The 23,184-nt window shown below is 54.4% G+C and carries 25 protein-coding genes; 5 read left to right on the top strand and 20 right to left on the bottom strand.

What is annotated here, in order from left to right; translation table 11 throughout:
• Positions 1-12: 12 nt before the first annotated feature.
• The gene (locus HALA3H3_RS00950) at positions 13-969 is read right to left on the bottom strand and encodes a L,D-transpeptidase family protein (protein ID WP_022520505.1); all 957 of its coding nucleotides are present in this window, start codon (positions 967-969) and stop codon (positions 13-15) included.
• Between the two features lie 419 nt (positions 970-1,388).
• On the opposite strand from HALA3H3_RS00950, the gene HALA3H3_RS00955 reads away from it, so the two are divergent.
• A complete protein-coding gene (locus HALA3H3_RS00955) occupies positions 1,389-1,817 on the top strand; it encodes a PRC-barrel domain-containing protein (protein WP_022520507.1) in 429 nt (142 codons plus the stop codon).
• Positions 1,818-1,999: 182 nt separating this feature from the next.
• Here HALA3H3_RS00955 and HALA3H3_RS00960 read toward each other — a convergent pair whose 3' ends face one another.
• On the bottom strand, positions 2,000-2,422 hold the full coding sequence (locus HALA3H3_RS00960; RefSeq protein WP_022520508.1) for an OsmC family protein: 423 nt from the start codon (positions 2,420-2,422) through the stop codon (positions 2,000-2,002).
• Positions 2,423-2,626: 204 nt separating this feature from the next.
• On the opposite strand from HALA3H3_RS00960, the gene HALA3H3_RS00965 reads away from it, so the two are divergent.
• Positions 2,627-3,532, top strand: coding sequence for a DMT family transporter (locus tag HALA3H3_RS00965; RefSeq protein WP_022520509.1), 906 nt, complete (start codon positions 2,627-2,629; stop codon positions 3,530-3,532).
• Here the strand turns inward: HALA3H3_RS00965 and HALA3H3_RS00970 are convergent.
• From HALA3H3_RS00970 to HALA3H3_RS00995, 6 genes are all read right to left on the bottom strand, one after another.
• Entirely contained in the window at positions 3,486-4,334 is an 849-nt protein-coding gene (locus HALA3H3_RS00970; protein WP_041158127.1) for an MOSC domain-containing protein, read from the bottom strand. The genes HALA3H3_RS00965 and HALA3H3_RS00970 overlap by 47 nt on opposite strands.
• 71 nt (positions 4,335-4,405) lie before the next feature.
• Positions 4,406-5,401 (bottom strand): gluconate operon transcriptional repressor GntR, encoded by a 996-nt coding sequence (gene gntR, locus HALA3H3_RS00975; RefSeq protein ID WP_022520511.1) that lies wholly within the window; start codon positions 5,399-5,401, stop codon positions 4,406-4,408.
• Between the two features lie 86 nt (positions 5,402-5,487).
• Positions 5,488-6,015, bottom strand: coding sequence for a gluconokinase (locus HALA3H3_RS00980; protein ID WP_022520512.1), 528 nt, complete (start codon positions 6,013-6,015; stop codon positions 5,488-5,490).
• A 29-nt stretch (positions 6,016-6,044) separates the two neighbouring features.
• Positions 6,045-7,325 (bottom strand): TRAP transporter large permease, encoded by a 1,281-nt coding sequence (locus tag HALA3H3_RS00985; protein WP_009287268.1) that lies wholly within the window; start codon positions 7,323-7,325, stop codon positions 6,045-6,047.
• 2 nt (positions 7,326-7,327) lie between these two features.
• On the bottom strand, positions 7,328-7,921 hold the full coding sequence (locus tag HALA3H3_RS00990; RefSeq protein WP_009287267.1) for a TRAP transporter small permease: 594 nt from the start codon (positions 7,919-7,921) through the stop codon (positions 7,328-7,330).
• 70 nt (positions 7,922-7,991) lie between these two features.
• Positions 7,992-9,065 (bottom strand): TRAP transporter substrate-binding protein, encoded by a 1,074-nt coding sequence (locus HALA3H3_RS00995; protein ID WP_009287266.1) that lies wholly within the window; start codon positions 9,063-9,065, stop codon positions 7,992-7,994.
• Between the two features lie 250 nt (positions 9,066-9,315).
• On the opposite strand from HALA3H3_RS00995, the gene HALA3H3_RS01000 reads away from it, so the two are divergent.
• A complete protein-coding gene (locus tag HALA3H3_RS01000) occupies positions 9,316-9,759 on the top strand; it encodes a MarR family winged helix-turn-helix transcriptional regulator (protein WP_022520513.1) in 444 nt (147 codons plus the stop codon).
• A 118-nt stretch (positions 9,760-9,877) separates the two neighbouring features.
• The gene (locus HALA3H3_RS01005; RefSeq protein WP_022520514.1) at positions 9,878-10,309 is read left to right on the top strand and encodes an organic hydroperoxide resistance protein; all 432 of its coding nucleotides are present in this window, start codon (positions 9,878-9,880) and stop codon (positions 10,307-10,309) included.
• Between the two features lie 15 nt (positions 10,310-10,324).
• Here HALA3H3_RS01005 and HALA3H3_RS01010 read toward each other — a convergent pair whose 3' ends face one another.
• Positions 10,325-11,020: an aspartate/glutamate racemase family protein gene (locus tag HALA3H3_RS01010; RefSeq protein ID WP_022520515.1), complete on the bottom strand. Its 696-nt coding sequence runs from the start codon at positions 11,018-11,020 to the stop codon at positions 10,325-10,327.
• A gap of 106 nt (positions 11,021-11,126) precedes the next feature.
• Between HALA3H3_RS01010 and yghU the strand changes: the two genes are divergently transcribed.
• Positions 11,127-11,999, top strand: coding sequence for a glutathione-dependent disulfide-bond oxidoreductase (gene yghU / locus HALA3H3_RS01015; protein WP_022520516.1), 873 nt, complete (start codon positions 11,127-11,129; stop codon positions 11,997-11,999).
• 94 nt (positions 12,000-12,093) lie between these two features.
• Here the strand turns inward: yghU and HALA3H3_RS01020 are convergent, their stop codons facing one another.
• From HALA3H3_RS01020 to HALA3H3_RS01070, 11 genes are all read right to left on the bottom strand, one after another.
• Positions 12,094-12,417 carry a DUF6693 family protein gene (locus HALA3H3_RS01020; RefSeq protein ID WP_022520517.1) on the bottom strand — a complete coding sequence of 108 codons (324 nt, stop codon included), beginning with the start codon at positions 12,415-12,417 and terminating at the stop codon, positions 12,094-12,096.
• 78 nt (positions 12,418-12,495) lie between these two features.
• Positions 12,496-12,825, bottom strand: coding sequence for a hypothetical protein (locus tag HALA3H3_RS01025; RefSeq protein WP_022520518.1), 330 nt, complete (start codon positions 12,823-12,825; stop codon positions 12,496-12,498).
• A gap of 55 nt (positions 12,826-12,880) precedes the next feature.
• Positions 12,881-13,870 (bottom strand): lipid A deacylase LpxR family protein, encoded by a 990-nt coding sequence (locus HALA3H3_RS01030; RefSeq protein WP_022520519.1) that lies wholly within the window; start codon positions 13,868-13,870, stop codon positions 12,881-12,883.
• Positions 13,871-14,122: 252 nt separating this feature from the next.
• Positions 14,123-14,662 carry a YaeQ family protein gene (locus HALA3H3_RS01035; protein WP_022520521.1) on the bottom strand — a complete coding sequence of 180 codons (540 nt, stop codon included), beginning with the start codon at positions 14,660-14,662 and terminating at the stop codon, positions 14,123-14,125.
• 69 nt (positions 14,663-14,731) lie between these two features.
• Positions 14,732-15,433: a glutathione S-transferase family protein gene (locus tag HALA3H3_RS01040; RefSeq protein WP_022520522.1), complete on the bottom strand. Its 702-nt coding sequence runs from the start codon at positions 15,431-15,433 to the stop codon at positions 14,732-14,734.
• A gap of 52 nt (positions 15,434-15,485) precedes the next feature.
• On the bottom strand, positions 15,486-16,103 hold the full coding sequence (locus HALA3H3_RS01045) for a LysE family translocator (protein WP_022520523.1): 618 nt from the start codon (positions 16,101-16,103) through the stop codon (positions 15,486-15,488).
• A gap of 100 nt (positions 16,104-16,203) precedes the next feature.
• A complete protein-coding gene (locus HALA3H3_RS01050) occupies positions 16,204-16,977 on the bottom strand; it encodes an enoyl-CoA hydratase-related protein (RefSeq protein ID WP_022520524.1) in 774 nt (257 codons plus the stop codon).
• Positions 16,978-17,094: 117 nt separating this feature from the next.
• A complete protein-coding gene (locus tag HALA3H3_RS01055) occupies positions 17,095-17,943 on the bottom strand; it encodes a 3-hydroxybutyryl-CoA dehydrogenase (protein ID WP_022520525.1) in 849 nt (282 codons plus the stop codon).
• 39 nt (positions 17,944-17,982) lie between these two features.
• Positions 17,983-19,611, bottom strand: coding sequence for an acyl-CoA synthetase (locus HALA3H3_RS01060; RefSeq protein WP_022520526.1), 1,629 nt, complete (start codon positions 19,609-19,611; stop codon positions 17,983-17,985).
• A 131-nt stretch (positions 19,612-19,742) separates the two neighbouring features.
• Complete coding sequence (locus HALA3H3_RS01065; protein WP_022520527.1) at positions 19,743-21,530, bottom strand: acyl-CoA dehydrogenase; 1,788 nt, start codon at positions 21,528-21,530, stop codon at positions 19,743-19,745.
• Positions 21,531-21,653: 123 nt separating this feature from the next.
• Positions 21,654-23,027, bottom strand: a complete 1,374-nt coding sequence (locus HALA3H3_RS01070; protein ID WP_009287257.1) for an MFS transporter — start codon at positions 23,025-23,027, stop codon at positions 21,654-21,656.
• Between the last annotated feature and the right edge of the window lie 157 nt (positions 23,028-23,184).

Genomic DNA, 23,184 nt, shown 5'->3' on the forward strand with positions numbered 1-23,184 from the left:
CTGCACGATCGTTTAGCTAATCGGCACAATCTGGCCATTCGCTCGCTCTAATATTTCACTTACCTGCTCGTAGTTGGCGCTGGAGGCACCAATACCGTCATGCTTTTCAATTAAGCCAACAACGTTTAACAGCGTTTCCATACCAAATACTTGCTCATCCGTCGCAGTGAAGGCTTGTATGTAACGCTTCCCCCCTTCACCCCAGCCGACTTTGATTGGTGAATCGATAATATTGACCTGGGTGCCTACCGGTACCCGCCAGAAGACCGACTCAATATCTTCCGGGTGCATTCGTATACAGCCACGGCTGGCACGCATACCAATGCCATCTGGCTGGTTAGTGCCATGGATCAGGTAACCGGGAATATCCAGCAAAATAGCGTATTCACCCAAGGGATTATCGGCGCCAGGGGGAACCACCGCTGGGGCTGGCTCGCCCCGCTCGGCGGCTTCACGACGAATCGACTCAGGTGGATACCAGGCCGGGTTTTCAAGCCGCATGGTGGTTTCGGTAATTCCCAGCGGGGTGTTATAAGCATCCCGCCCGATACCAATAGGGTATGTTTCGACCCGCGGCGTCTCGCCCTCTGCTACCTCGGGGTAGTAGTAAAGGCGTAGCTCTGCCACGTTAATCACAATGCCGCTACGCGTCTCATCGGGAAGAATATACTGCCCGGGGATCGTCACCTCGGTGCCTTCTCCCGGTACCCATAGGCTGGTATCCGGGTTGGCCATACGAATTTCTTCGTAGCCCACGTTGTGTGCCCGGGCAATATCCAGCAGCGTATCCTCTTCGGTCGCCGTGACGGTATACACCTGGCCCACCATATTGCCCTCTACAGGCAGCAGAAAATGCCCTTTAGGCAGCTCGCTGCTATCGGCCACTGCGCTTGAGGCTAATAGCCAAGCGCCTAGCGCAACGCTACTGACGCAGAGCTGCTTAATAATCTGCAAAGGGTGGGAAGTCATGGTCAGGATTCTCCTTTTTATGTGACCTCACTTTTATCAAACCAAGGATAAAAAGCGAGCCATTTGGAGACGAATATGAACACTGAGCGAAGGCGGGTCAACTCGACAGACTGCCGCACGAGGCGCGGTGTAGGCCCATGAGGGCGGAACAGCAGCGGTTATGTTACTTAAAAGTTTCACTTGAAAGGTTGTATTTTTGAACACAGCGACTAACCTGATAGTCGTCTTGGCGCAGTGAAGCGCAAGATAGCGTCAATTATCCTAGTGCATTAAATAACCAGGGTAATTAACACACTTAGGAATAATAGTATCGGCGTTGCTATCGCTTATTTTAGACGAAGCCAATACCGCCACTATTGATTTATTCGGGTTGTTACGCGGAGTCGTTAAGCCCAATAAAATCGCAAGGAGCAAGCAAAATGAAAACGATCAAACCCGCTATTCTAGGTACACTCATGGTTCCGGCCTTTATGTTTGCCGCTGGCAGTGTAAATGCTGAAGAGAGTACCACCACCATGGAAGCAACTTACCTGACGGAAACGCCAGAAAACACTTTCCATGCTGACGCTTTAACCGGCAACCAAGTCAAAAGCAGCGTCGAAGATGACGAAGATATCGGCACCATCACTGATCTGGTAATCGGTGAAGACGGCCAGATCAATGCTGTTGTTGTTGGCGTTGGTGGCTTCTTAGGTATGGGCGAGAAAAACGTCGCTATTAAATGGGACTCGCTTGAGCTGACCAAAAACGAAGATGACGATGATTATGTCATCACCGTTAATGCGTCAGAAGATGCGCTAGAAGCAGCTGAAGAGTACAATCGCAACGAAGACGAAGACAACAAATAAGCACCAGTCAGTAAATAAAAGCCTTGGCAATTGCCAAGGCTTTTTTAATGCCTATAACTTAAAAAAACACCTAAGAGGCTAAAATTAGTTTAGTCAACAAAATGGCTCGCGCACACTGTTTATACGCGAGCCATCTCTATTAAAAAACTATCTTCTTATAAGCAAATCACAGTCTAAAAAATTTAGGACTTCAGTTTAGCCGTCATGCTAATATCCGCATTAAGTACTTTGGAAACTGGGCAATTCGCTTTAGCCGTTTCCGCTGCTTCCTGGAATGCGGCGTCGTCAGCGCCACTGATCTCAGCCTCCACGTCCAGGTGAATTTTCGAGATACTGAACCCAGCATCGCTTTGGGAAAGAGTCACTTTGGCGCTGGTTTCGATGGCGTCAGCGGTATAGCCTTTCTCGCCCAAAATCATTGAGAGCGCCATTGAGAAACAGCTGGCGTGCGCTGCGCCAATCAGCTCTTCGGGGTTGGTACCTTTTTCATCTTCAAAGCGCTTGCTGAAGGAGTACTTGGCATCTAAAACGCCACTTTCGGTTGAAACGGTGCCTTTACCATCCTTGAGACCACCTTCCCAACGTGCGCTAGCTTTACGATCCATGAACAACTCCTTGTGTGTGCGATTATGCATAGACATGTTATCAGACAAGGCCTAACGGCAGTTGCCGCTCGACCACCTAACCAGCGTAGCTGATTTTCTCCTGTTCTGCCGAACCCGTGCTTCAATCACTTCCATCCCCTTCTATTCGGCCTTAAGCTAGTTAGCTACCTAACTGGATCACCTCTTGAACGTTAAGGACTTGCCATGTCGTCGGCTGATGCGCTGCGCTTGATACTGCTCTCTTCGCTATGGGGCCTGTCATTTATCTTTATGCGCGTGGCCGCCCCCGAATTCGGTGCAGTGCCTTTAGTGCTGGTGCGCATGGGCATTGGCGCGCTGCTATTGATGCCGCTGCTGATCAGCCTGCACTACCTGAGACTCATCTGGCAGCATAAGGGGCCGCTGCTGTTTTTAGGGGTAGTCAATCACGTACTGCCTTTTTCACTGCTGGCACTTGCCACCACGCGCCTTGAAGCGGGCTTTACCTCGCTGATTAATGCCACCACGCCGATTTTCACTGCACTAATTGGTGCGCTATTCTTCGCTACCGCGATACAGCGCCAGCAGTACCTAGGACTTGCCTTGGCACTCCTGGGTGTTTATGTGCTCTCTGCCGATCGGCTCGATTTTGCCCTGGGCGGCGACGGCTGGTTCATTTTGGCCGTTTTAGGCGCCACGTTTTGCTACGGTATTGCGGGCAACTACTCAAAAACACGCCTTGGCCATCTACCAACCCGTGTGCTGGCCGCAGGCAGCAGCGCCATGTCGGCGCTGGTGCTGATGATTCCCGGCATATTGCTGTGGCCAAGCGAACCCATTAGCCCACTGGCGTGGGGCAATGCCTTGGCCTTGGCTGCGCTTAGCACCACGCTGGCTTTTCTGCTCTACTTTGGCTTACTCGCCAGCGCGGGCGCTACTGCCACCTCAACGGTCACTTTTCTGGTGCCGGTGAGCGCGCTGATATGGGGCTATCTGCTGCTTGGCGAAACGCTCAACCTTCAGATTATCGCCGGTATGGTGATAACCCTTATCGGCACGGCGATTGCCACTAAGCTGCTGCGCATTAAGCGTCGCGAGTCGCCGCCGCCAGTCTATCCCCCACACGAATAACGCTGCCTGCGCCTTCAAGCAGCGTGGCATTTTGGCCAAAATGCGCGCCTTTAAGGTTGGGTTGCGTATTGAGTTCAATCAAGGTTTTTAGCGGTTCAGCAGGGGCAGGCACTGCCGCCGTATGCTGATCGATGGTGGTGATTTTGCAGCGCTTACAGGGCTTACGTAACGCTAGCTGAAAGGTGCCATTTTGCTCAGTCAACGTTGCCCAGCGATCTTCCGCCCACGCCTCGTCACTCTCTACGACGATATTGGGCCGAAAGCGGTTCATGGGCACAGGAGCATGCCCGCCTGCCACTAACGCTTGATTTAGAGCGTCTAACGACCCCGTAGTGGCAACCAAAAAAGGGTAACCGTCGGAAAAGTAGGTATGCGCCGCCCCGCCATCAAGGAAATCCTCTTCAACGGCACGGGTAAACTCGGTAGCAAAGCGCACCATGCTAAACCCCTGAACCTGCTCGCCTAGGGCGGCGACCAACCAGCGCGATACTTCATCGCTCTCCGGCAGAGCTTTGCAGTGGTCATTCCACACGCTGACCAGGCGCAAATTTCCCTCTGGCTCGGCCAGCGGTACGCTCATAGGCTCGACGTTAGGATGCGACAGCACCAAGTGCTCATCGGTCAGCGCGACCTCAACGGTGGCAAGCGCCGGGAGTTGGCGCTGGGTCACAAAACGCTGCTGCGCGTCTACCAGCATCCAGCGGCGATCCCAGGCTAGCCCGTGCTCTTGCAGCTCGCTTTGAGTCACGCTGATGCCTTTTAGCGATTTGACGGGGTAAATATTGAGTTGAGTAATCTGCACGACGGCCTCGCGACAAAAGTAAAAGGCTACTTTAGTCATTTACGCCGCTAACGGCTACTTGATAACGCGCTTTATAAGGTCATCCCCACTTCAATACGATAGCCCAAATCAACCACTTTTTGGGTCTGCTTCTCACCGCGAAGCCGCGCTAATAGCTCCCCCGCAGCCGCTTCACCGATGGCCTGACGGGGGGTGACCACACTGGCTAGGCGTGGTGTCATTACATGGCCTACATCGTGGCCGTGGAAGCCCGCCAGCGCCATCTGCCCTGGTACGTCAATGCCCCGCCGCTGACACTCGAAATAGGCCCCAACCGCGACGTCATCGTTGGTGCAGAACAGACCATCCGCCGTGGAGTAGTCAGTGATCACCTGTTGCAGCAGCGCCGCTCCCACACTGTAAGAGGAGCGCTGGGCGCTCTGCAGGGTAACGGGCGTCAAGCCGTGCTCTTCCATGGCGCGGCGATAGCCCTGTTCGCGCTGGCGAGTACGCTCATCCAAGCGTACCGCCAGATATATCACCTGGCGTCGACCCCGTAAGATCATCTCGCTGACCATGTCGTAGGCAGCTTGAACGTTGTCGTAGCCCACCGCCTGCTGTAGCGGAGGGCGGTGGGTGTCCATGATTTCTACAATCGGAATACCGGCGGTTTCCAGCATTCGCAGGCTGCGCGAAGTGTGGTCACGATCTGACAGAATGATGCCGTCGACATTATAGGAGAGCAGCGATGCCAGGCTGCGCTCTTCAAGCTCTGGGCTATAGCCATAGTGAGAAAGCATCAGGTGATACCCCGCCGGCTCCGTCAGCGTTTCGATACCGAGGATAACATCGGCGAATACCTGGTTGGTAAGCGATGGTACCAGCACCCCGATAGAGTGGCTGGTCGATCTGGAAAGCAGATCCGGCGCACGGTTGGGAATATAACCAATCTGTTCGGCAATCGAGAAGATGCGTTCGCGCAGGCCTTCCGAGACCGTTTCAGGGTCACGCAGGCAGCGGCTTACCGTCATTTTGGTAGCCCCTACGTGGTCGGCAATATCCTGCAGGGTGGGACGTTTTTTCTTCAAAAAGTAACTGCCTTATTCAAGGTGTAAGCATTGAGGTCTTCCCTAAAGCTGACCCCAATGCTTATTTTTCCTTTAACTTACTTCCTTTAAATGGGCGAGCGGCTGGGCGTCGGTAGCGTGGCAGCAAATTGCGTAATGATCGCTTGGGGCGATAAGGCAATCGAGGCATTGAAGGCCTCCTCTTCACTGGGCGGTTCCAGGTCGGCCAGTTGACTGGCCAACATGGTATCGCCTTTGAAGAAGTGTCCAGCCCGGGTTTCAAGCCGTTCAAGCAGTAGCTCCCGGCTGCCCTCTAAATAGAGAATCTGCAGCGCTGGGTCGCCTTGCCGCAGCCGATCACGGTAGCGCTTTTTTAATCCGGAGCAGGCAATCACCAGTGACTCCCCCCTTGCCCGATACTCGGCAAACAGCGCCGCCAAGGTGTCCAACCACTCACTCCGATCATCGTCGTTGAGCGGCTTGCCACTGGCCATTTTGGCCACATTGGCGGGTGAGTGATAGTCATCGCCATCGATAAACGTGGCACCCAGAGTCAACGCCAACTGGTGACCAATGTGCGACTTTCCGGAGCCGGACACGCCCATCACCAAAATACGATGCGAGTGGGTCTTCACTGCGGCTCTCCTATTCATTACCAAGAACCTTAATTGCCGCGCACGGCGGTAAGATCAGGCAGCCAAGTCACGATGCCAGGGAAAGCGATCAGAATTACCAGCACGACTAAGAGCGCCACATAGTAAGGCAGCATGGCTTTGACTAACGACTCCATGGAGACTTTACCCACACCACAACCTACGTAAAGGCAGGTACCTACCGGCGGGGTTAGCAGCCCAATGCCCAATACAAACGCCATCAGTACGCCAAAGTAAGCGGCATCAACACCTACCGAAGTCACGATCGGTGCCAGCATGGGCGCCATGATGACCATGGCCGGCGTTAAGTCCATTACGAAACCTACCAACAGCAGCAAAGTCGCCACAATCAGCAGCAGCATAAACGGATCTTGAGTTATCGCTTGCACTTGGCTGACCAGGGTTTGTGGCACCATATTGATGGTAAGGAACCAAGCAATAACCGTCGCAAACGCTAGCAGCATCATCACCATGCCGGTCAAACGAGCAGTGCGAATCAGCATACCGCCGAGCTCTTTGATCTTGAACTCACGGTAAACCACCAGCGAAATAGCCAGCGCATAAAGCAGTGCCGCCACGGCCGCTTCGGTGGCGGTAAATACGCCGCCAATAATACCGCCAATCACGATGACCGGCAGAACAAGTGCAAGCCAAGCATCTTTGAAGGCTTTCCAGAGACGATCCCAGCGGAACTGCTGCACGCCGCCGCCATCCTTTTTGGCAAGAATATAGGTGGTCACCATCAGCGCAAAGCCAATCAACAGCCCTGGAATGATACCGGCTATAAACAGGCGGCTAATCGAGGTTTCAGTGACGATGCCGTACAGAATCAGCGGGATGGAGGGCGGAATAATAATTCCGATCACCGACGACACGGTATTGATTGCGGTAGCATTAGCTGCGGTGTAGCCCTGCTCTTTCATAGAGGGAATCATCATCGCACCAGTAGCGGCCGTATCGGCCACCGCTGACCCACTGATGCCGCCAAAGAACATCGAACCGGTAATGGCAACCTGCCCTAGCCCGCCGCGCATAAAGCCGACCATAGCGCCAGCCAGTTCCATCAAGCGACGAGCAATACCGCCATTACTCATCACCTCACCGACTAAAATAAAGAACGGAATGGCGAGCAGCGGAAAGCTGTTCACCCCACGAATCGACTGCTCGATCATAATCGACAGCGGAATATCTGAGAGTACCGCCATGACCAGCGCCGCCACGCCTAAACCAAAGGCAATGGGCAGCCCAATAACGATAGAGACCAATAAAATGGCCAGGAAAATCCATAGCATGATTAGCGCTCCCGCTCAGAGTGGCGAATAACGTTAAGGCTGACCCACATTCGCCACACCGCTACCACCGCAATAAAGATGACACACAGCACCAGAGAAAGGCTGATAAAACTCAATGGCACATCCATAATCGCTGAGCGCCCGCTTGAACGCGACAGCACTTGGTAGCCACCCCAAATCATTACCACCATTAGGCCGGTAATAATTAGGTGCTGCAGTAAATAGAGCATGTGTGCCAAGCGCAGCGGCAAGCGCCGTACTAAGGCATCAACGGCAATGTGCTCGTAACGGGAAAACGCCGCAGCGGCCCCGATAAACACCAGCCATATAAACAGCATGCGCGCCAGCTCATCGGCCCAGGGCAGTGAGTAATTAAACAGCGCGCGCCCTACCACGTTGCAAGAAACGGACACAATCAACGCCACTAAAATAACGCCGATAAGATACTCCATACCTAAGGTTAGCCAGCGGAACAGTGCAGGGCCTTGGCGGGTATCGGTATCGATTTCCAGCAACTTGCGATTGGGGTCATCCAGATACACCGATGGATCTTCAATCGGCGTGGGGGTATTTGGGGGTGTAGAGGAGAGTGACATAGGAGCTCCAGAAGCACTGACACGTTGGGCAGGCTCGATGGCCTGCCCAACGGTGCGCTAAACGTAAGGTTTAGTTGCTGCTCTCTTCAACGATCTTTTGAATGTCGGCGATCAGGTCTTCGCCAATACGCGGCGCCCACTCTTCATAAACCGGTTGAACGGCATCTTGGAACGCGGCTAACTGCTCGTCGTCCAGGCGAGTAATTTCCATTCCTCGCTCTGCTAGCTGATCCCGAGACCAGTCATCATACTCAGCAGACAGCTGAATTTCATATTCAGCGGACTGGCGAGCGGCTTCCAGCACCAACTCTTGATACTCAGGCGCCATGCGATCCCAAGTACGCTCGGAAAGCATCATGATAAAGGGAGTATAGACGTGGCGTGTTTCAGTGCCATAGTCCTGCACTTCGTTGAAGTTAGAGGTCAGGATGGTGCTCCAGGGGTTTTCCTGACCATCAACCACGCCCTGTTCCATGGCGGAGAACAGCTCACCAAAGGCCATTGGCGTGGGGTTGGCACCTAAGGCTTCCCAAATCGCTAGGTGTACCGGGTTTTCCATGGTACGAACGCTTAAACCGCGCACATCTAGACCTGCAACGTCATCAGGACTAGCCACCGGTCGAGCGCTGTTCGAAAGCTGACGATAGCCATTTTCAGAGAAAGCGAGTGCTTTCAGACCGGTGCCTTCAAAGGCGTCCAGCATGTCCTGGGCAACATCGCTCTGCATGACCGCTACAGCGGCTTCACGACTAGGTAGCAGGAAGGGCAGATCAAAAGCGGCCAGTTCTTCAACGTAACCAGTGGTCGCCGAGCTAGAGGGATAGGTCATATCCAGCGTACCGGTTTGCAGCATTTCCATCATTTGAACGTCGTCGCCTAACTGACTGTTAGGGAAAACGTTAACCGTAATGCGGCCGTCGGTGCGCTGCTCCAGAATCTCACCAAAGTATTGGCTGGATAGGTACTGCGGAGAGCTTTCCGCCAGGCCGATCCCCATGCGCAAAGTATGCGAGCCGTGGTCGCCGACTACCTCGCCTTCAATTTCAGGCGGATCAGAGAGCTCCGGGCTTTGGGCATGGGCCATACCAAATGTCAGGGTGGTCGCGCCGACTAAGGTCAGCGTGTTGCGCCAAATAGAGGTCATAGCGTTGTCTCCAAATACTCATTGTTGTTAATGACTGGGTTGTTAATAGCTGAGTCGTTAATAGCGATGTTGTTAATGGCCGATTCAATGAACGGCAATTTGTTACCGGTAACATTGAGTATGCGAAGGCTAGCTACCCGCCTTGTGCGTGTCAAAACAAAACTGCCAACTTACGACCAACGTCTAGGGATAGCCACTAACTGCTTCCCGCGCTACATTAGGCGATGTATTTCGGATCGGAACCATACTTGTGCAACCATCTTGTAGCGAATTAGAGCTCGATCACCAACTTTGCTTTGCGCTCTATTCAACCTCGTTGATGATGACCAAAGTTTATAAACCCTTGCTCAAAAAGCTGGGACTTACTTACCCGCAATACCTGGCGATGCTAGTGCTGTGGCAAAACGATGGCATCACGGTAGGCACAATGAGTAAGCGCCTACTAACCGATCCTGGCTCACTGACGCCACTGCTCAAGCGCCTTGAAGCCGATCAGTTGTTGAATCGCAAACGCAGCCACGAAGACGAACGCGTGGTCGAGCTTTATCTCACTGAAAAAGGCAAAGCGTTGCGCGAACAGGCGTGCCATATTCCAAGCTGTGTGGTGCATGCCAGCGAGCAATCGATCGAGGCACTGACCACGCTGAAAGAGGACTTAGTGCGGCTGCGTGATAGCCTGCAAAAGAACCAATAGCCTTCGCTTTCTAGCGCAGGGCATAGAGATTTATTTACCATTTATATTGCGCGCAAAATAAAGCTGCGCTAAGTTAATAGCGCAGATTCATAATGAAAACACCGACAGGAGATACAGAATGACGACCACTATTGAAAACGTTGTTTATCGTGCCCACGCCACTGCTACTGGCGGCCGTGAAGGCCAGGCCAAATCGTCCGATGGCGCGCTGGATGTTAAACTCAGCACGCCCAAAGAGCTGGGCGGCGCAGGCGGTGATGGCACCAATCCTGAGCAGCTATTTGCTGCTGGCTACTCGGCCTGCTTTTTAGGTGCGCTTAAGCATGTCGCTGGCCAGGAGAAAGTAAAGCTTCCTCAGGATACGAAAATTGATGGCCACGTAGGTATCGGCGCCATTCCTACCGGCTTTGGCATCGAAGTCGAGCTAAAAATCAGTCTGCCCGGCCTTGAGCAAGACGTTGCCCAGCAGTTGGTCGAGAAAGCCCATGTTGTCTGCCCCTATTCCAATGCCACCCGTGGCAATATTAATGTCACCCTGACACTGGTCTAAGCGTCGTTACCTAGATTAATCATTTAGTGCCCACGCCACCGCTCTCTGGGCATGCAGAGCGGTGGTGTCGTAAAGAGGTACTGTGGTATCACGCTGGTTCACCAGCATAGCGATTTCAGTACAGCCTAAAATCACCGCCTGGGCTCCTTGGGCATGCAGGGAATCAATGATGGCCAGGTAGCGCTGCCGCGATACATCTTCTACTCGACCCTGGCAGAGTTCATCAAAGATCACCCGATGAATAGTGTCGCGCTCAGACTGATCGGGCACCACGACCTCAATACCGAACTGCTTTTCCAAGCGGCCGATATAAAAGTCCTGCTCCATGGTAAAGCGCGTTCCCAATAGGCCGACACGAGTGATTCCGTCAGCGGTAAGCTGTTCAGCGGTGGCATCAGCAATATGCAGTAGCGGAATCGTAATCGCCTGCTCAATAGCGGGCGCCACTTTATGCATGGTATTGGTGGCAATCAGCAGGCAGTCGGCGCCCGCGCGCTCAACACTTTGGGCAGCGTTGCCCAGTTGTTCACCAGCGGCGTGCCAATCGCCCTGCTGTTGCAGCGCTTCAATGTCGGCAAAGTCGACGCTAACCAGCACGATCTTAGCCGAATGAAATCCGCCCAGCGCTGCTTTTACGCCCTCGTTTAGGGCTCGGTAATAGCCTTGGGTCGACTCCCAGCTCATACCGCCCAACACACCAATAACACGCATCCGTCACCTCTGAAGAAAATGAGCTACTTTATTATCAGGCTAATCACCCTCTGCCACGAATAATAGCCGCAGCATTATCGATAAACCATTTATAGCGAGGAAACGAATGAGCGACAATACCTATACACCCCCGCGTGTTTGGAAGTGGGAACCTGGCAACGGCGGTAAATTTGCCAATATCAATCGCCCAATTGCAGGCCCTACCCATGACAAAGCGCTGCCGGTAGGCAAACACCCTCTTCAGCTCTACTCCCTGGCCACGCCTAACGGTGTCAAAGTCACCGTGATGCTTGAAGAGCTGTTGGAGAAAGGCGTAGCTGGTGCCGAATACGACGCTTACCTGATCCAAATTGGCGAAGGCGATCAGTTCAGCAGTGGCTTCGTCGAGGTGAATCCCAACTCCAAAATTCCCGCCCTAATGGATCACTCTACCAATCCCCCCCAGCGGGTGTTTGAGTCTGGCGCAATCCTGCTCTATTTGGCTGAAAAATTTGGCGAGTTCTTACCCAGCGACCCGGCGAAACGCACCGAGTGTCTCTCCTGGCTGTTCTGGCAAATGGGCAGCGCACCGATGTTAGGCGGTGGCTTTGGCCACTTTTACGCTTACGCACCGGAAAAGTATCAGTACCCGATTGACCGCTACACCATGGAAGTAAAACGCCAGCTTGATGTGCTTGACCGCCACTTGGCGGAAAACCGCTTTATGGCGGGTGATGAGTACACCATTGCCGATATGGCGATTCACCCTTGGTATGGCGCACTAGTGAAAAATCGCGTTTACGAAGCGGCTGAATTCTTGGAAGCCCATACCTACAAGAACGTTCTGCGCTGGACTGAAGAGATTGATGAACGTCCCGCCGTTAAACGTGGCCGTATGGTCAACCGCTCTTTTGGCGAGCCGCACGAGCAGTTGCATGAACGTCATGATGCCAGCGACTTTGAGCTTCGCACACAAGATAAGCTGGCTGATAGCGAGTAATTAGTCACCCAAAAAAGGGCCTACGCTTGAACTCTCAGCGTAGGCCCCGGTGCAGCATCAATACTCCAAGCCGAGTTCTGTTTAACGAGAAAAACTAAACTGACTCAATCCGCGAGTTATTCAACGCGTAATTCCAAACTCGATAGAAGTAGAAAATATACCCTAAACCAAAGGTGACCAGCGAAATCAACATCCATAGGATGATATGGCCGATATTGCTGAACAGGTTGATATCGCAAACCATTTTTCGCTCGACGCCAGTGCTGGCATCAACTAGCGATGTGCGATTGATGACAAACCGCGCAAACGAATAGGGAAAGAAAAATAACGCTATGCCAAACGTGATAATACTCAACACCACCCAGACAAGTAGATGGCCAATGATATCTAAAATGGAGAGGTCTGCTTTGATCTTCACAGGTTGCCCTTAGTATGCGTGGAAAGCGGCAGAGCGTAACACCGCAAGCCCCAACCGTGAATTATAAATTAATATAAATTAGGGGAGCTGCCGTTTACTCTCCCACCACTCGGCATAGGAACTGTTATGGGGCGCCAAACCGCCTTCATCGGGGGCGTCATCATCCCACCATACCGGGCCACGCTCGCCGAGGGCTTCTTTAGCGCTTTGCACCGCGTTGCGGGCTTGGCGCAGCGCGTCTTCATCGTCTTGCTGCTGGGCTGTTCTGACCGCCCTGCGGGCTTTCATCAATGCTTTGATATGGGTTCGCTTTTCGTCTTCATCTAAACGCGGGTCAGTGCAGCGCCAAAGCCGATTTTTGGCGACAAAATAGCGTCCATCGGGAGTGTGAGGATACTTGTTAGCCATAAGCAATACTCCTTTCCCGTTGGGCGCTTCTACTCACCTCATTTCACCTAACCGTTTAGAAGCGCTTAGATAGCGTGATAGAGCCGAATTTATCCTGCTCTTCCTGGCCGTCAAATTCACGTGAGCGCTGAACTGCCGCGTAAGTGACTTGCCAATCTTCCCAGGCCAGCGCCAGCCCTGCTGATACGTCGCCTACCCACTCTTTGCGATCAACCGAGTGGCTATTTCTAAACGTATTGCCGTCAAGCGTCAGGTTTTGCGCCATGTAGTAACCGTCTACGCTGGCAAACAGGTACCACTGCCACCCCTCTTTACCGGTCATGTGGTAGCGGCTACCAGGGCTTGGCGTTAGCGTAGGAATGCTAGGCGCCTCATCACCCCAGCGAACGCTATACCCGGCGCTTGCATAGGTGTAAAGGTTGCCCAAAGCGGCGCTAACGCTGGGGCCATGGGCAAACTGCTTACCCATCAAAGGGGAGCTATACCACCACTGGCGACGCATGGCGACGTTGACGATGGCTTCATCGCCAAGCTGGTTATCCCAACCGCTGGGGCGGTCGCTTTCGGTGATGCGGTGCACTTCGCGTTGAATGCTATCGGCAAGCGACGAAGGCCCTACCAAACCAATATCCAGGTGCAGGTCAGTCGCTTGGCGCCAATTGCCCATGGGCACGTCTTCGTAAAGTGAGATACCGCCGTAAACAATCCCGGCGTAGGGGCGATCATCTTCAATCAGTCCACGCTGCTCAATATTGTTTGGCGTATAAATCTGATGCACCAAACGAAAAGCTGCCATATCAGCGCTGCCAATAAGGCTATCGGGTAAAGCGGTGGCCAAGCGTTGCGTCCAGCTTTGTGCTTCAGGCTGAAACGTCCAATTAATCTCAAAGCCACTGGTAAAGTGGCCATCATCGCTGCTGGCCATGCCATCATTTGCGTGCTTAATCGAGAGGACACTATCGTCGGCTTGTGCCAGCGTTGACAGCAGGGTTACTACAGCCACTAGCGGTAGCAGCTGCCATCGTAGAGGGGAGGTACCTTTCATTGCTCGTTCCTTGAGATTGTCCTGGGGAGTGTTTTTTTGAGGCCACTTTTGAAGAACATCAACAAACATTGTTGATTGTATGTAATTGTGCAAAAAGATAGCAAGCATACTTTTACAGTCTTCTACAGAAAAGAGCTAAGTCACTAACATCAAAGGGTGGCTCGTAGGCCACCCCTTCTGCTGTCATTTGTTTAGATTTATTAGCGTAGTCGACTAGACGAAAGTTGGTAGGCCAATGACTTAGTTGAATCACTATCTGTCGCGCAGCAGCCACTGCGGAGTGATTTCATGTTGGCCGTTTTCATCAGTAATAAACAACGATCCTTCGCTGATCATTACTGCCCAGTTAATCGCCCGAGGCAGGTCTTTAGCGATAATCGCTAGGGCCTCTTGTGGCAGCCCCGCCACATGCACATTTTTCAGTGATGCCACGCTGGGCAACACTTTACTCTCCCATTGCTCTACCCGGCCGTAAGCAAGTAGCGACACGCGCTCTGCCCTACGTGAGCACCAGGTAATCCGCTCGGCATCGGGCAAACCCACTTCGATCCAGTGCAGTAGGCGACCGTCTAGGCTTTTCTCCCACAGTGCCGGTTCATCTACATCTGAAAGCCCACGCCCGAAGGCCAGCGTCTCGCTGTACCACAACACATAAGCAAGCAAGCGCGCGGTCATGCGCTCTTCGGTCTCTGACGGATGGCGAGCCACGGTAAAGCGCAGCGTTTCATACACCCCGCGATCCAGATCGGTCAGATTGATATCAACTTTGTAGGGCGTTGCACTAAGAGCCATGAAAATGTCCAAACGAAATTTGCGTCAGTGTACCCGATGCCGGGTGTCTCTGGTGAATAGTCTGACAGGTTAAGCTTTGCGGTGATCGTCCGTGACTGTGCCATTTTTCAGCGTATCGGCCTCGTGCATGGGCTCATGCCATGGCTCTTCGAGCGCGGCTTGATACCAAGTTTGCATTGCTGGCAGCGCTAGCAAGCGCTCGACATATGCCTGGGATTTCTCATGGATCGGCAGGTTGAATGTCTGCACGCGAAACGCCACAGGCGCATAAAACGCATCTACTGCTGAGAAGTGCTCACCCGCTAAAAACGGCCCGCCAAAGCGCTCAATCCCCTGCTGCCATAGCGCATCCAAGCGTGCCACATCGGCCTTAAGATTGGCCGATAAGCTATTCAATTCCACCCGCATACCGCAGTTCATTGGACACTCGTCGCGCAGGGCGCTAAAGCCGCTGTGCATCTCTGCTGTGGCTGAGCGCGCCCAGGCGCGGGCGGTTTTATCACTCGGCCAAACATTAGCGTGCTGCTCGGCCAGATACTCGATAATCGCCAGGGAGTCCCACACCGCCAGCTCGCCTTCATCCGTCACATCCACCAAGCAGGGCACCAAACCTGAAGGTGAGAAGCGAATGAAGGTGGCATGGCTTGCACCCAAACCACCCTCGAACGGCATCAGGTGTTCGTTAAACGGAATCTCCAGCGCTTTCATCAGCACCCAAGGGCGCAGCGACCAAGAAGAGTAATTCTTGTTGGCAATATAGAGATCAAACATGCAGCGCTCCTTATGTGGGAAATCGAATTAGCCGATCAATTAGGCAGCCACCTTAACGTGCTGCCTGAGCCAGTGTATTACCGCCTAATCCCATTAATACGCCACCGCCAATGCGCTGAATGAGCCGAGAGGAGCCATGGGATTTTTGTAACCACTCACGCAACGGGCTGGCCAGCAGCACCACCACAACATCCGCTGATGAGAACAGCACATTAGTGGCGATACCTAGCCAGAGCAGTTGCCACGCTACCGGCATAGCGCTCTCGGGCTGCACGAATTGAGGCAGAAACGCGACAAAGAAAAGCGCGGTTTTAGGGTTGAGCACCTCCACCAAAAAACTGTCGCGAAGCACGCGTTTAGTGGTTGCCAGCGGCACCTCATCATTATGGGCACGAATGCCCTGCTGCCATAGCCTCAGTCCCATCCAGAGTAAATAAAGCCCACCGATGATTTTCATGGCGATATAAGCAGGCGGAATCGCTGCAAACAGCAGCGCCAAGCCCAATGCGGCCGCCACCACATGAACGTAGCAGCCCATATGCACACCCATGACCGCTAACCATCCTGCTCGTCGGCCACGCCCCAGGGTTTGCGCTGCGGTATACAGCATTGCAGGCCCAGGAAGATAGGCAAAACCTAGTGCGGCGAGGATGAATGCGGCCCATTGCATATTGGCGATTCTCTTGAAGGTAATGGTTAGGTTTCGAGAATAAAACGGGGGTGACGTAAGCGCCACCCCCTAAATAAGTAAAGCTGGAATGAGGCGTGGTTTAGAAGTTAGGTTTACGCTTTTCAACAAAGGCTGACATGCCCTCTTTCTGCTCGTCACCGGCAAAGCAGAAGGCGAACAAGCTGGTTTCCAGTGCCAGTGCACTATCCAGATCCTGATCCATACCATCGTGAACGGCCTGCTTGGCACCACGCACTGATTGCGGGCCGTTGCCTTTCAGTTGCTTGGTGAGCTCTTCAGCGTAGCTTTCCAGCTCCGCTTGCGGCATCACGCGATTGACTAGGCCGATACGTAGCGCCTCTTGGGCATCGATTTTGCGCCCGGTAGTCACCAAGTCAATCGCCATTGCAGGGCCAACACGACGCGGTAACCGTTGGGTGCCGCCAAAGCCGGGGATGACGCCCAGCAGTACTTCCGGCTGGCCGAATACGGCGTTGTCACTGGCTACGGCCCAGTCGCAGGCCAGCGCCAATTCGCAGCCGCCGCCAAGGCAAAACCCGTTCACCAGCGCGACCACCGGCACGGGGAGAGTCTCTAGGCGTTTAATAGTACGCAGCGCTTGGCTGGCGAAAGCTCGCGCTTCTTCGGGCGTTTTTTCACGCATTTCAGTGATATCAGCACCCGCGACGAAAGACTTCTCGCCCGCACCGGTAATCAGCACGGCGCGTAGGTTCGGGTGAGCCTCAAGCTCTACTAAGTGCGCTTCCAGTGCGGAAAGCACTTCGCTGTTTAACGCATTCAGTGCTTTGGGACGATTGATGGTCAGACGCACCATCCCGTCGTTATCAACCTTCTCGATGACTGCTTCGCTCATGGCGGACTCCTTATTTGATTTGTTATGGAACATTAAAGTGAACACCACTCAACCCTAGCGAACGCTTGGTTGAGTGGCAATCACTTCTTTACGCCGCACTCTTCCCTTCAGTACAAGCTAATCGTAAGAGTAGAAGCCGCGCCCACTTTTACGGCCTAGGTAGCCCGCTGCGACCATGCGCTTAAGCAGTGGACAGGGGCGATATTTGGGGTCGCCAAAGCCCTCTTGCAGCACGTCCATAATCGCCAGGCACACATCCAGCCCGATTAAATCCGCCAGTGCCAGCGGCCCCATGGGGTGAGCCGCTCCTAGTTTCATAGCGTTATCAACCGCTTCCGGCGTTGCGGTGCCCTCCTGCACGATAAACGCTGCCTCATTGATCATGGGCACCAGCAGGCGATTTACCGCAAAGCCCGGCGCGTCGCCTACCGGCACAGCAGTTTTACCCAACGCTTTAGCTAGGGTTTCAATCTCGGCCACGGTAGCGTCCGAGGTTTGTTCGGCACGAATCACTTCCACCAGTTTGAGCACTGGCACTGGGTTAAAGAAGTGCATGCCCACTACGCGCTCGGGGTGATCGCACACCGCTGCCAAGCGAGTGAGCGACAGCGACGAGGTGTTGGAGGCCAGAATAGCGGTGCTGCTCAAGCGGCTTAGATCGCGAAACAACTTCTCTTTGAGTTCAGGCTGTTCGGGTGCGGCCTCGATAATAATTGCGCAGTCGCCTAGGGCACTCAGCGTGGTTGTGGTAGATAGACGGGCTAGAGCGGCGCTTTTATCCGATTCGCTGATTTTCTCCTTAGCGACCAACTTACCCAAGCCTTTATCGATGTTCGTTTTGGCACGGCCAAGCTGCTCTTCGGCCACATCGTAAAGGCACACGTTAAAGCCACTAGCAGCCACTACCTGAGCGATCCCCTGCCCCATGGTACCGGCTCCTACAACGCCAACAAGTTGGTCACTCATGCACTCTCTCCTCTATCGATTATCGCTACACTAGGGTTATCAATGGTTTTTAGCTTCTTCACGCAGTACGAACTTTTGGATCTTGCCTGTCGAGGTTTTGGGTAGCTCGCTGAAAATAACCGTTTTGGGGACTTTGTAGCCCGCCAAATGTTCGCGGCAGTGAGCGATAATGTCAGCTTCGGTGACTTCGCCGTAACCGACTTTGAGCTTCACAAAGGCACAGGGCGTTTCACCCCACTTCTCGTCGGGCTTAGCGACCACCGCGGCCTCTTCAACGGCGGGATGGCCATAAATAGCGTCCTCCACCTCGATGGTGGAGATATTTTCACCGCCAGAAATAATGATGTCCTTGGAGCGGTCTTTAATCTCGATATAGCCATCCGGATGCCAAACCGCCAGGTCGCCGGTGTGGTACCAGCCGCCCTCCAGCGCCTGCTCGGTGGCTTCCGGGTTCTTTAAATAGCCCTTCATAACGTTATTGCCGCGCATGAGTATCTCACCCATGGTTTGGCCATCCTTGGGCACTGTCTCCATGGTGAGCGGATCAGCCACGCACAGCGCTTCGAGCATGTGGTAGCGCACCCCCTGGCGGGCTTTAATTTTGGCTCGTGCTTCCAGCGGCAATTCATCCCACGCTTCCCGCCATGCGCAGACGGTTACCGGCCCGTAGACTTCCGTCAGGCCATAAACGTGGGTTACCTCAATGCCCAGCTTCTCCACCCCGGCGATCACCGAGGCAGGCGGCGCGGCACCGGCGGTGGTGACTTTGACCGGATGATCGAACTGATGCTTATCTTCCGCAGGCAGGTTCACGAGGCCATTAAGAATAATCGGCGCCCCGCTGAAGTGGGTGACCTTCTCTTCGGCAATGAGCTGCATGATCTTTTTAGGATCGACGCGGCGCAGACACACGTTTACCCCGGCGTTGGCGGCAATCGTCCATGGGAAGCACCAGCCGTTGCAGTGGAACATCGGCAGCGTCCACAGGTAGATCGGGTGGTGGGGCATCGCCCACTCCATGATATTGCTCACCGCATTGAGGTAAGCGCCGCGGTGGTGGTAGACCACGCCCTTGGGTTTGCCGGTGGTGCCAGAGGTATAGTTGAGCGAGATCGCATCCCACTCATCGGCAGGAAGCTGGTAGGCAAAGTCAGCGTCGCCCTCTTGAAGCAGCGCTTCGTACTCCACTTCCCCAATGCTCGGGGTCTCACCAAGAAACTCCACATCGGTCACATCGATGATAAGCGGCTTGTGGGGTAGCTTGGCAACCGCTTGCTGGATGACCTCAGCAAACTCGGGGTCGACCAGAATGGCTTTGGCCTCGCCATGTTCCAGCATATAGCTGATCGCCTCAGCATCCAGGCGAATATTCAGCGTATTAAGCACGCAGCCGGCCAGCGGCACGCCAAAGTGTGCTTCAAACATGGCGGGGATATTGGGCAGCATCGCCGCCACTGTCTGGCCCGGCTGAATGCCCCGCTTTTCGAGCGCCGAGGCAAGCTGGCGGCAGCGCGACCAAGTTTCGCTCCAGGTGCGTCGCGTACTGCCATGTACCACCGCCGGGTAATCGGGATAGATCGACGCCGAGCGCTCGATAAAGGTCAGCGGTGAAAGCGGCACGTGGTTGGCAACAGTTTTGGGCAAGCCTTGCTCAAAGATAGCGGTCATGGTCGGCTCCTGACTTTTGTTGATGTTTTTGAAAGCGTTCGTTTTAAGAGTTTGTTTAAAATGGTTGTTTTGATCGCTTAGAAACAGCGCCGCCGCCTCAAGAGGCGGCGGCGTGAAGCTGCAAATTAGCGTTAGTGAACCTCAAAATCGCTTAAGCACTGCATACCCGCCTCAATCACCGTGCGCTGGGCGCGGCCTACCGGCAGCCATTGAGTGATGGCAAATTCGGCGCTGCGCATCTTGGCAGTATAGAAGGGATCATCACTGCCGTTGTTAAGGGCAGCATGGGCGCTGAGAGCCGCCAGCCCCATCTGCCAAGCACACAGCACGTGGCCCGCCAAGTTCAGGAACGGCGTTGCGTAAGCCTGCACCGCATCTGCGCCGATTTCAGGGTCACTGCCTTGTTCCTGCACAATTGTCTGGGCAGCTTTCAAATCCTCAAGCCCTGCGGCCAAACTACTGCCCAACGCTGACAAAGCGGGGTCGGCATTGAGTTGCTCCACGGTGGCGGAAACGTCGTGAAGCAGCGCAGCGAGCGCTTCGCCATTGTCACGCTGGAGTTTACGTCCCGCCAAGTCGAGTGCCTGAATACCGTTGGTGCCTTCGTAAATAGGCGCAATGCGAGCATCGCGCAGTAGCTGCGCTGCTCCGGTCTCTTCCACATAGCCCATCCCACCGTGCACCTGAATCCCCATGGAGGCGATATCCACTGCCTGATCGGTAGAGAAGCTTTTGATCACTGGAATCAAAATATCCGCGCGGGCCTGGGCGGTTTGGCGGGCTTCGTTACTTTCAGCGTGGCGGGCAGTATCCAACTCGGCAGCGCAGTAGAGCGCCAGCGCACGCAGTGCATCGGTACGTGAGCGCATGGAGAGCAGCATGCGGCGCACGTCTAAATGATCGCTGATACTGCATTCAGCGCCGCCACGGGTTTTGGGAGAGCGCCCTTGGTGACGCTCCAACGCATAGGCAAAGGCGTGCTGGCAGGCACGTTCGGCCACGCCAATACCCTGAATACCGACTTTGTGACGCGCCTCGTTCATCATGGTAAACATATGATTAAGGCCACGCCCTTCTTCGCCAACAAGGTAGCCAATCGCCCCGCCGTTTTCACCAAAGCTCAGGGTGCAGGTGGGCGAGCCATGAATGCCCAGTTTGTGCTCGATAGAGGCGCAGGTGACGTCGTTGCGCTCGCCCAAGGAGCCGTCTTCATTGATCAGGAACTTGGGTACCAGAAACAGGGAAATACCTTTGTTGCCTTCCGGCGCATCGGGTTTGCGGGCTAGCACAAGATGGATAATATTTTCGGCGGCATCGTGTTCGCCCCAGGTGATATAGATCTTCTGGCCGCTGATGCGGTAATGGTCGTTTTCAGGTACCGCGCGAGTGCGTACTTGGGAGAGATCCGAGCCCGCTTGGGATTCGGTCAGGTTCATAGTGCCCGTCCAGGTGCCTTCCACCAGTTTGGGCAAGTAGGTCGCTTTGAGCGCATCGCTACCGTGATGGGCCAGCGCTTCGATAGCGCCAGCGGTCAGCATGGGGCAGAGCCCCAGCGCCATATTGGCACCGTGAAGCATCTCCTGCACCGCACTGGCAACCACTTCTGGCAGGTTCTGACCACCTAGTGCTTCTGATACACCAATACCGTTCCAGCCACCCTCGACATAAGCCTGGTAAGCCGTCGCGAAGCCTTCTGGCGTCGTCACACTGCCATCGGAGTGGCGCTTGGCCCCTTGCTGATCACCAATCTTATTAAGCGGGCCCCAAATGTCACCGGCCAGTTTTGCGGCCTCTTCGAGTACCGCCTCGACCAAGTCTGGCGTGGCCTCTTCAAAGCCCGGCAGGCTAAGCGAACGGTGCGCTAGCAGCTCTTCAAGCACAAAGCGCAAATCGCGTACCGGTGCGGCGTAAACATTCATAGCGAACCTCGGGCTGAAAATTAAACAATTGTTTGAAAGTGTACCCTTGATAGTAGTAACACTCTCTTGCCCACACCATTAGCCCAAGGTATCACCCGCTATGATTAGCGTCCTCACCCGTCTTTACTTTCGCTCACTTGCTTGCTCCACATCATCATAATAAGTGATATGGCTCTCATCTTCCGCAGGCGGCCCTACCACCGGTTCAGCGGCGTCGACGTCCCATACGGCATCTGAGAGATCCTCCAAGTGCTCGTGCTCCAGTGCCCCCTGCATCAACTCCTCGGTGACCACCAGCTCAGCACCAGCAGCGGTCATTGGCGTAGTCGGCGTAAAGGGTGCCACAGGCACAGGCGCCGGGCGCACGCTACGCCGCCAGGAGAAGAACATAACAAAGAACAGACTTAGTGAGCCGAAGGCCCAAAACAGACCCGCATCGCCCATCGCGGTCATCACCGGAGAAATCATTAGCGGGCTGATCGTGGCGCCAATGGAGTTGATCAGCAACAGGCCCTGGCTCATACGCACCAGCGCCCCTGCGGGGGCGCGGTCGGCGGCGTGGCTCACCGCCACCGGGTAGAGCGCAAATACCCCACCGCCAAGCAAGAATAGCAGTACCGCCAACAGCGGCGTAGAGAGCGGCAGCCAAAGCATCGCCGCCGAGATCAGCACGCAGAAACCGCTAATGCCAATCAGTACCATTTGTCGGTCATGGCGATCCGACCAACGGCCAATCGGGTACTGCAGCAGCATCGCGCCCATAATCACCACCGCCATCATCTGCCCCACCTGACTGACACTCATGCCAATACGCTGTAAATAGAGCGGGAGCAGTGTGTACGCTGCGGCTACCACCATCCCAGAGCCTAAACTACCCATCACACCGGTGGGCGTCAGGGTGATCAAACGGTGCGGGGGAAGCGGTTCGGCGTGCTCCATAATCGGTGACACGCGAGGAATCATCGCCATAGGTAGCACAGAGAGCGAGGCCAGTAGCCCAATCACCATAAAGGGCGCAGTGACGCCCATGGCGTTGGTAACACCCAGCAGCAGTTGGCCCAATACACCGGCGGCGTAAAGTGAAATCATATAAAGCGCCAGCAGGCGGCCGCGAACCTTCTGGTCGCCTGACGTGAGCAGCCAGCTTTCGATAACCAGATAAACCCCAACCGTGGCCCAGCCGCCGATAAGGCGCAGTACAAACCAGGCCCAGGGGTCGAAGAACAAGCCTTGCAGCAGCACCGTGACGGCCACTAATGAGGCAAAACTGCCGTAAGCGCGAATATGGCCAATGCGCAGCAACAGGCGGTCATTCACCATTGCGCCCAACGCTAAACCGATAAAGTAAGCCGACGAGACAATACCGATGACCGTGGCCGACTCACCGGCAGCATCCAAGCGCACGGTAATTAAGGTGGCAAGAAAACCGTTGCCAATCCCGAGAATGAAGAGCCCTAACAGGGGCGCCAGCGCCATGGCTAGCAGTTGCCGCGACATGAAAACCTCGTCTTGCCTAAAAGTGGTGAAACAAAGGACTGAAAACAGGCGTAAAAACGCTACTAAGCGTGTTCACAGGAACCGTCATCTCACCTGGCACATCGAGTCAGGCCGGGATAGCGGCGCGCAATTATTACCCCAAAGGGGGCAAAGTCAA

The organism is Halomonas sp. A3H3 (assembly GCF_000982975.1).
Lineage (GTDB): Bacteria > Pseudomonadota > Gammaproteobacteria > Pseudomonadales > Halomonadaceae > Vreelandella > Vreelandella titanicae.